Genomic DNA, 9,060 nt, shown 5'->3' with positions numbered 1-9,060 from the left:
CTCAGTCCCAGTGTGGCCGGTCGCCCTCTCAGGCCGGCTACCCGTCGTCGCCTTGGTAGGCCATCACCCCACCAACAAGCTGATAGGCCGCGAGCCCATCCCCAACCGAAAAAACTTTCCACCCCCCACCATGCGGTAAGAGGTCATATCCGGTATTAGACCCGGTTTCCCAGGCTTATCCCGAAGTCAGGGGCAGGTTGCTCACGTGTTACTCACCCGTTCGCCGCTCGAGTACCCCCGAAGGGGCCTTTCCGCTCGACTTGCATGTGTTAAGCACGCCGCCAGCGTTCGTCCTGAGCCAGGATCAAACTCTCCATCAAGGTCACACACCCACCCCCAAGACGGGGACAGGCAAACCTGAACGGGACTCACATCCCAGCAGACACCCACCAGCCACAACAACCGGCGAGCATCGCCTCAAAGAAATTCCTCAGACGAGGAACAACAACCCCAATCAACCAGGGGCTGTCACAAGGCACTGGCTTTTAACACACTGTTGAGTTCTCAAGAAACGGACACCCACCCCGCAACACCCACCCTCCCAGGCGAGCGCCCCGTGGGGCAACCCTTCTAACTTACCGGATCCCCCTCCGCTGTCAAGTCGATCTGGCGAAGATCTTCTCGACACCGACTGTGGATCCGCCCGACGCACCACAGACACCCGACCAGGCCGAAGCCTGCCGAAGATCATGGTTCATGGGCTCGCCCCGGGCCGGCCACCTGCGCGGTGTCCTGCATCCCGTCTGGGCTGTCCCTCTAGCTTACCCCCGCCCGAAGCCTGCTTCGAACGGTTTTCCGCCGGAGGGTCTCCCCGGGGCCGTCCGCCTGTCGGCGTCCCGCATCCCCTTGGGGCACGTGAACTCTAAGCAAGATCCGAAAGACCGTCAAATTGACGATCCCGGCCTGTCCGTGGGCGCTGAGGAGCGGTCGGCGAAAGATCACCGGGACGGCGTCCCCAGTCTCCGCGGAGTGGAGCGTGCGGCCCACCGGAGGTATTCCCGTCGGAACAGGCCGCCCCAGGCCGACTGCCCCATGGCGGCAGAGGAGGGAAACCCTCGGGCCTGGCCGAGGCATTACCTCGGTCCGGGCCTGCCGCCCCGGGAGTGAGGCCGGTAGGCCGAGATCGTGACGGACAGCGGGACCGGGACCGGATCGGGCAGCTCCGCCAGCCTGGCCTGGAGTTCTCCCGGGGCGAGGTGGTGAGCGCTGGGCCCCATGCCGACCAGCGTGACCACCTCGTCGTGGCGGAGTCGCACCTCGGCCTCGTGGTCCTCGGCGCCGTCCAGGACGAAGTGATCGCGCAGCGCCTGCTCGGTCCGCTCGCGCTTACGGTCGTCCACCTTGAGCAGCCCCAGGTCGGGGATCAGCCGGCCGAGGTGGCGGGCGGTGGGCGTGACCACGTACAGCATGCCGCCGGGTGCCAGGACGCGGTGGAACTCCGCCCCATTGCGCGGGGCGAAGACGTTGATGATCGCCTCGGCCGCCGCAGTGCGCACGGGAAGCGGCTTCCACAGGTCGGCGACCACGGCGCCGATCCGGGGATGGGCGCGGGCCGCACGGCGCAGCGAGTGCTTGGACACGTCGATCGCAAGCCCGGTGGCCGTCGGGGCACGATCGAGGAGACGGGCGAGGTAGTAGCCCGTCCCGGCACCCGCGTCCAGCACGCAGGCATCGGGCGCAAGGACGGCCCCGGCCCGTTCCGCGAGGACGTCCGCGAGGCCGGCGAAGTGCCCGGCGCCCAGGAACGCCTCGCGGGAACGCACCATCTCGGGGGTGTCGGCCGTTCCCGTCCGCGCGTTCCCGGGCAGCAGGTTGACGTAGCCCTGGCGGGCGATGTCGAAGCCGTGCCCGGCCCGGCAGCGCAGGGTCCTGTCGCCCACCACCAGATCGGCTCCGCACAGGGGGCAGGCCAGCACCTTCACGACGTCGGTCAGCACGGGTCCATCTTCGCGGGCGCCGGCGCCGGCTCAGACCTCCATGCGCTTGCGGACGTCTTCCATGTCGAGCCCCCGGACCTGCTCGATCACGTTCTCCAGCACCGGCTCGGGAAGCGCGCCGGGCTCGGCGAACACGATGACGCCATCGCGCACGGCCATGAGCGTGGGGATCGAGGAGATACCGAACCGCTCGGCCAGCTCGATCTCGGCGTCGGTGTCGACCTTGGCGAAGGTGATGTCGGGGTGCCGCTCGGAGGCGCTCTCGAAGACCGGCGCGAACCGGCGGCAGGGCCCGCACCAGGCGGCCCAGAAATCCACCAGGACGATCCCGTCGGCCTGGGTGGTGGTGTCGAAGTTGTCGGCGGTCAGTGTGACGGTCGCCATGTGGCAGCCTCCTCGGTCCGGGTATCAGACCCGTAGAGCGGTGATCCCGGCCGCAGTATTCCCTGATCGGGAATCACAGAGCCGTAATTAGCGTTGTCTGGTCAGGGAGTTCGACCGAAGAAGGGTCAGGATGGCTGCAACCCGCACCAAGGGCGACACCGTCGAGACGCAGGACAAGGACCTCGTCGGAGCGTACCTTGACAGGATCGGCCGCACCCATCTGCTCGACGCGCAGGAGGAGGTCGACCTGGCCAAGGCCATCGAGGGCGGCCTGTACGCCGAGCACCTGCTGGAGGAGGGCCGGGTGCCCGCCGGCGTGACCCGGCAGGAGCTGGAGGAGCTCGCCGCCGCCGGCCTGCGCGCCAAACAGCGCTTCGTCGAGGCGAACCTGCGCCTGGTGGTCTCCATCGCGCGCAAGTACCCCACCGACTCCCTTCCGCTGATCGACCTCATCCAGGAGGGCAACCTGGGGCTGATGAGGGCGGTCGAGAAGTTCGACTACCGGCGGGGCTTCAAGTTCTCCACCTATGCGACCTGGTGGATCCGCCAGGCCATCGGCCGCGGGCTCAGCCACACCGCCCGGACCATCCGGCTCCCGGTGCACGTGGAGGAGGAGCTGTCGCGGCTGCGCCGCGCGGAGCGGCAGCTGGGGCGCGAGCTGGGGCGCGAGCCGACCCGCGACGAGCTGGCGCACGCGCTGGGCGCCGTGCCCGACCATGTGGACGAGCTGCTGCGCTGGCGGCGCGACCCGGCCAGCCTGGACGCGGCCGTGGACGACGCCGGCGAGACCCCGATGGGCGACCTGCTGGAGGATCCCGACGGGGTGAGCCCGGAGGCCGAGGTGCTGGCGCTGGACGACCTGGCAGGGCTGGGGCGGCTGCTGGAGCGGCTGCCCGAGCGCGAGGCGGCGATCCTGCGGGCCCGGTTCGGGATCGAGGACGGCCAGCCGCTGTCGTACGCGCAGATCGGGGCCCGGTACGGGCTGAGCCACAACCGGGTGCGGCAGATCACCGATCGGTCGCTGCGGCGGCTGCGCCAACTGGCGGCCGAGGGCGACCACGTCGGGCGCGCCACCGGGCATCCCGCGCAGCCGGCACGGGCCGGGCAGCCGGCGCCGGCCCGCCAGGCCCCGCAGGGCCCGCGGACGGCCGAGCACATCGCCCACGCCCCCTGCGCCCCCCGGCGGGAACTGCCCGCCCCGGTTCCCACCAAGGCGGCCTAGCGGACTCGGTCGCCGGGCCCGTGACCTGCTCCGGGGCGACTCCATACCGGGGCCGGGTGCCTCGGCTTGCACAGTGACCTAGCCTGGGAACGTGAGTATCACCAGCGCCACCGGGGAGCTGGACGCCTGGCGTGCCCTCCCCGCAGCCCAGCAGCCGGAGTGGGACGACCCGGAGGAGGTCCGGGCCGTCACCGCGGAACTCGCCCAAGCGCCTCCGCTGGTCTTTGCCGGAGAGTGCGACCAGCTCAAGGACCGCCTGGCGGATGTGGTCCGCGGAGAGGCGTTCGTCCTGCAGGGCGGTGACTGCGCCGAGACGTTCACCGGCTCGACCGCCGACGCCGTCCGCAACAAGCTCAAGACGCTGCTGCAGATGGCCGTCGTGCTCACCTACGCGGGCAGCGTCCCGGTCGTCAAGATCGGCCGGATGGCGGGGCAGTTCGCCAAGCCGCGCTCCAAGCCGGTGGAGGTGCGCGGCGGGGTCACCCTGCCGGCCTACCGAGGGGACGCGGTCAACGGCTTCGACTTCACGCCGGAGTCCCGCCGCAACGACCCGCGGCGGCTGCTGCAGGCATACCACTGCTCAGCGGTCACGCTGAACCTGTGCCGGGCGTTCACCAAAGGCGGTTACGCCGACCTGCGGCAGGCCCACGCCTGGAACCAGGACTTCGTCGCCTCCAGCCCGGCCGGGCGGCGATACGAGCAACTGGCCTGGGAGATCGACCGGGCGCTGGCGTTCATGAAGGCGTGCGGCGCCGACCCCGAGGAGTTCCACGGGGTGGAGTTCTACTCCAGCCACGAGGCGCTGCTGCTGGAGTACGAGCGGGCGCTGACCCGCATCGACAGCCGCAGCGGCCTGCCCTACGACGTGTCGGCGCACATGGTGTGGATCGGCGAGCGGACCCGGGCGCTGGATGGCGCGCACGTGGAGTTCGCCAGCCGCATCCGCAACCCGATCGGGGTGAAGCTGGGCCCGACGGTGTCCGCCGACGAGGCGCTGGCGCTGATCGACCGGCTCAATCCGGACGGCGAGCCGGGCCGGCTGACGTTCATCACCCGAATGGGGGCGGGCCGGATCCGCGACGCGCTGCCGTCGCTGATCGAGAAGGTGTCGCAGAACGCGGCGCCGGTGGCCTGGATCTGCGACCCGATGCACGGCAACACCTTCGAGGCGCCCAGCGGGCACAAGACGCGCCGGTTCGACGACGTGGTGGACGAGGTCGCCGGGTTCTTTGAGGTGCACCGGGCGCTGGGCACCCATCCCGGCGGCATCCACATCGAGTTCACCGGCGACGACGTGACCGAGTGCGTGGGCGGCGGGCATGAGATCGTCGAGGACGACCTGCACCAGCGCTACGAGACGGCCTGCGACCCCCGGCTGAACCGCGGGCAGTCGCTGGACCTGGCGTTCATGGTCGCGGAGATGTACCGCAAGGCCCGCTGAAACGGGCTGCACTGCACGAGGAGCCGGGGCGCCACGACGGGCCCCGGCCCTCCGCGTTCCGGGGGCGGGGTCAGGTGGCGACTTCGGCCCAGACGACTTTGCCGCCGGTGACCGGGATGGCGCCCCAGTCGCTGGCGAAGCGGTCGACGATGAACAGCCCGCGGCGCGACTCGTCCAGTGGGGCGGGCACGGTCATCTGCGGCATCGCGGAGGCGCGGTCGCGCACCTCGACACGGACCGCCCCGGGGCGGCGCTGCAGCCGCAGTTCCAGGACGGTGCCGGCATGGCGGACGGCGTTGGCGACGAGTTCGGCGACGATGGCGGTCACCTGTTCCTCGCACTCGATCAGCGACCAGGTCCGCATGGTCCGGGCGGCGAGCCTGCGGGCAAGCTCCACCGCCTCACTCTGGGGGGCTGCGCGAAGGGTGGTCTCAGACGTCACGCAGTCACACCTCAGGCGGAGTGCTGATGAGGAAGCGGTCGAGGCCGGTGGTGCGCAACACGTTCTCGACCCGGCCGTAGGCGCCGGTCACCGTGAAGGCGCCGCCCTGGGTACGGGCGTGCTTGTAGGCACGGACCAGCACGTTCAGGCCCGAGGAGTCACAGAAGTCGACCGCCGTAAGGTCGACGACGATCTCCCGGTGACCTGCCTCCACCAGCGCCTCCAGCCGTTCGCGGAGCTCGTCGGAGGAGTGCAGGTCGATGGAACCGCGTGCTGCCACGGTCACGCGGTCCTCTTGTCGTGTTGTGTGCAAGGCAAGGCCCATCGATATTCACCTTAGGACATCCGGCCGCGTCCGGCATTCCTCGACACCGGTGCACGGCGGGGTTTCGGGCGCGCGGCGCCCTCGGTCACGAAGCACGGAGCACGATCAGGGCGACGTCGTCGTTGGACGGCTCCGGCCCGAAATCGCGTACCGCGCGCTGGATGCGGGCGGCGACGGCGCCCGCGCTGAGTCCCCGGCAGCCGGCCAGCAGGCGTTCCAGCCCGTGGTCGTCGCCGAGCAGCCGGTCGTCGGCGCGCCGTTCGGTCACCCCGTCGGTGACGCACAGCAGCACCTGGCCGCGGCGCAGTTCCAGGGTGTCGAGGGTGAACTCCGCGTCGTCGAACACCCCCAGCAGCGGCTGGGCGCCGGCACCCTCGTGCACGACGCCGTCCGGGTCGAGCACCAGCGGCGGGGGGTGACCGGCGCTGACCAGGTCGATGCGGACCCCGTCCCGGCCCGGCAACGGGGTGATCTCGCCGTGCAGCAGGGTCAGCAGCCGGGCCCGGGGACCCTCGGCGAGGATCAGCCGGTTCAGCCGGGCGAGCACGTCGGGCACGGGCATGTCCTCGGCGGCGAGGATGCGCAGCGCGTGCCGGGCCAGACCGGTGACGGCCGCGGCCTGCGGACCGGTGCCGCACACGTCGCCGATGGCGAAGCGCCAGCGGCGGGCCGGCGCCGCGCCGGTCAGGTCGCCGCAGGCGAACACGTCGTAGAAGTCGCCGCCGACCTCGCTGCCCTCCCCGGCGGGCTGGTAGACGACTTCCACCTCCAGGCCGGGGATGTCGGGGATGCCCGGGGGCAGCAGGCTGCGCTGCAGCGCGCTGCTCATGGTCGTCTGCGCGGTGTACAGGCGGGCGTTGTCGATGGCCAGCGCGGCCCGCCGGCTGAGCTCCTCGGCCAGGTCGATCGCGCCCTGCGGGAAGCGGTCCCCGGCCGGGCGGCCGATGACCAGGACGCCCATCCGGCGGCCCCGGGCGATCAGCGGGAACGCGTAGGCCAGGTCGCCGGCGGTCGGCCCGGCCGCCGCGCGGGCGGGCGGCGGCGCGGTGGTGTGCCCGCTCCAGGCTCCGGAGGAGTCCACCGGGGGTCCGGGGGTGGCGGCCGCCAGCAGTTCGCGTAGGCCGTCGACACGGGTCTCGTCGGCGTGCCAGACGTAGGCGGGACGAGTGGCGCCGGTCTCGTCGACGGTGTAGACGGCGCACCAGGTGGCCAGCCGCGGCACGACCAGCTGGGTGACCAACGCCATGGTGCGTTCCTGGTCGAGCGTGCCGGCCAGCAGGTCGCTGGCCTCGGCGACGAAGCTCAGCCAGCCGCGCCAGGAGCGCTCCAGCTCGTCCAGGCGGGCGCGCTCCATGGACAGCGCGATGTCGTCGGCGATCCGGGCCAGCCGTTTGCCGGCGGCCTCGTCGAAGCGGTCTGGGGCGGTGGCCACGGCGACCACGATCCCGGTCAGCCGGCCCTGGACCTGCAGCGGCGCGGCGACCATCGAGCGGGCCGACAGGGCGGCGGCGACCGGGTCGGAGGAGTCGCCGGCCACCCAGGGCTCGCCGACACGGGCGTGCGGGCCCAGGGCCGCGACCGTCAGCGGGCCGGCGGGCGTGTCCGGGACGGTGCCGGTGGAGGCGCCGACCGACAGGCCGCCGTCGCGATCGGTCAGCAGCACCGCGGCCCCGTCGGCCGACAACACGTCGCGGACCGCCTCGACCGCCGCCTCCAGGGACTCCTCCCCTTGCGGGGAACGGGCCGGCCGGTCGGCGTCCAGCGAGGCGGAGACACGGCCGGCGGCGCCCGGCCGCTCCGAGGAGCGTGCGGTGAGGTGGGCGGGGCCGGGCGGCAGCCGGTCAGGCTCAGGCCGCACGGCGGGCTGGGCAGCGGGATTGGGCAACCGGAACCACACGCCCTTGGTGAGCCCCTCGTACGTCACGCCCCACGAGGTGGCGAGCCGGTCGATGGACGGCAGCCCGCGGCCGCTGGTCGCCTCCGCGGCGGGCATGGCGATGTGGCGGGTGGGGTGCTGGTCGAGCACCTCGATCCGCACGCCGTGCTCGTCGAGCAGGCACCGGACCTCGAAGGAGGTGCCGGCGTAGGTGACCGCGTTGGTGGCCAGCTCGCTGGTGGCCAGCAGCGCGTCATCGGCGACCTGGGCCATGTCCCAGTCGGTCAGGGTCCGGCGTACGAAGCGCCGCGCGGCCGCCACCGACGTGGCCGCAGGTGGGAATGTGGCCGACGACGTCCGTCGTTCCACCGTGCTCCCCCAGGGTTGAGAGGTAATACAGATTCAAGCCATCGTGACAGACTGCAAATGTACGGCCCAACGGGAGTGTCCGCAGATCCCGGACCGACGGATGACGGGCCAGGAGGAAAGACTATGCCGCGAACCGCATCCCGCACGGGGTACCCGGCCAGCTCGCAGCGTGACACCACGCCGCGCTACAGCGACGCCGACCTGGCGCCGCTGCTGAAGGCGCTGGCCGCCGTGCGCGACGGCAAGTTCCGCTCTCCCGTGGAGGTGCCCGCGGGCGGGGCAATCGCCGAGGCCGCCGCCATCGTGGAGGAGATCTGCGAGAACGGCGGACATCTGGCCGACGAGCTGGCCCGGGTGCGCCGGGAGATCGGCCGGGAGGGGCACCTGCGGGAACGGCTGACCCCCGCCGTGGCGCGGGGGGCGTGGGCCAGCGCCACCGAGGACGCCAACGCGATCATCGACAAGCTGACCGACCTGTCCACCGGCATGGCCCGGGTGGTGGAGGCGGTCGCGGCCGGCGACCTGAGCCAGCGGGTGGAGCTGCGGGTGCGCGGCCGTCCCATGCGCGGCGAGGTGCTGCGGATGGCCAAGGCGGTCAACCACATGGTGGAGCAGCTGGACAGCTTCACCTGGGAGGTCACGCAGGTCGCCCGGGAGGTCGGCATCGAGGGCCGGCTCGGCGGGCAGGCGCCGCTGCGCGGCCAGTCGGGGCGGTGGCGCGAGGTCACCAGCGCGGTGAACGTGATGGCGGGCCGGTTGACCGCCCAGGTGCGCGACATCGCGGTGGTGACGACCGCGGTCGCCAGGGGCGACCTGACCCGGAAGGTCACCGTGGAGGCGGTGGGCGAGCTGCAGGAGCTCAAGCTCACCGTGAACACGATGGTCGACCAGCTGTCGGCGTTCGCCGACGAGGTGACGCGGGTGGCGCGCGAGGTGGGCACCGAGGGGCGCCTCGGCGGCCAGGCCCAGGTGCGCGGCGTGTCGGGAGTCTGGAAGGACCTGACCAACAACGTCAACGGCATGGCCTCCAACCTCACCTACCAGGTCCGCAACATCGCCCAGGT

Annotated in this window: 8 protein-coding genes and 1 rRNA gene; 3 read left to right on the top strand and 6 right to left on the bottom strand. The window is 71.8% G+C overall.

Features of this window, described 5'->3' with window-relative positions; genetic code table 11:
* The 3 genes from C4U03_RS39425 to trxA all read right to left on the bottom strand — a co-directional run.
* A 16S ribosomal RNA gene (locus C4U03_RS39425) occupies positions 1 to 320 on the bottom strand; the annotation flags it as partial.
* Positions 321 to 1,073: 753 nt separating this feature from the next.
* A complete protein-coding gene (locus C4U03_RS39420; protein ID WP_103944970.1) occupies positions 1,074 to 1,937 on the bottom strand; it encodes a putative RNA methyltransferase in 864 nt (287 codons plus the stop codon).
* Between the two features lie 30 nt (positions 1,938 to 1,967).
* On the bottom strand, positions 1,968 to 2,321 hold the full coding sequence (trxA, locus tag C4U03_RS39415) for a thioredoxin (protein ID WP_103944968.1): 354 nt from the start codon (positions 2,319 to 2,321) through the stop codon (positions 1,968 to 1,970).
* Positions 2,322 to 2,451: 130 nt separating this feature from the next.
* Here trxA and C4U03_RS39410 point away from each other — a divergent pair, with 130 nt between their 5' ends.
* Together C4U03_RS39410 and C4U03_RS39405 are read left to right on the top strand one after the other, a co-directional pair.
* Positions 2,452 to 3,543: a sigma-70 family RNA polymerase sigma factor gene (locus C4U03_RS39410; RefSeq protein WP_103944966.1), complete on the top strand. Its 1,092-nt coding sequence runs from the start codon at positions 2,452 to 2,454 to the stop codon at positions 3,541 to 3,543.
* Between the two features lie 91 nt (positions 3,544 to 3,634).
* The gene (locus C4U03_RS39405) at positions 3,635 to 4,984 is read left to right on the top strand and encodes a class II 3-deoxy-7-phosphoheptulonate synthase (protein WP_200827794.1); all 1,350 of its coding nucleotides are present in this window, start codon (positions 3,635 to 3,637) and stop codon (positions 4,982 to 4,984) included.
* 70 nt (positions 4,985 to 5,054) lie between these two features.
* On the opposite strand, the gene C4U03_RS39400 is transcribed toward C4U03_RS39405, so the two are convergent.
* From C4U03_RS39400 to C4U03_RS39390, 3 genes are all read right to left on the bottom strand, one after another.
* Entirely contained in the window at positions 5,055 to 5,426 is a 372-nt protein-coding gene (locus C4U03_RS39400; RefSeq protein ID WP_103944964.1) for an ATP-binding protein, read from the bottom strand.
* Between the two features lie 4 nt (positions 5,427 to 5,430).
* Positions 5,431 to 5,751 (bottom strand): STAS domain-containing protein, encoded by a 321-nt coding sequence (locus C4U03_RS39395; RefSeq protein WP_103944962.1) that lies wholly within the window; start codon positions 5,749 to 5,751, stop codon positions 5,431 to 5,433.
* Between the two features lie 85 nt (positions 5,752 to 5,836).
* Complete coding sequence (locus C4U03_RS39390; protein ID WP_235018408.1) at positions 5,837 to 7,996, bottom strand: SpoIIE family protein phosphatase; 2,160 nt, start codon at positions 7,994 to 7,996, stop codon at positions 5,837 to 5,839.
* A gap of 123 nt (positions 7,997 to 8,119) precedes the next feature.
* Between C4U03_RS39390 and C4U03_RS39385 the strand changes: the two genes are divergently transcribed.
* Positions 8,120 to 9,060: HAMP domain-containing protein (locus C4U03_RS39385; protein WP_160147264.1), on the top strand; the 941-nt coding region annotated here is incomplete at its 3' end.

The organism is Thermomonospora echinospora (assembly GCF_900108175.1).
Taxonomy (GTDB): domain Bacteria; phylum Actinomycetota; class Actinomycetes; order Streptosporangiales; family Streptosporangiaceae; genus Thermomonospora; species Thermomonospora echinospora.
The sequence above is the reverse complement of the archived record's forward strand: the minus strand, read 5'-3'. Positions and strand labels throughout refer to the sequence as shown.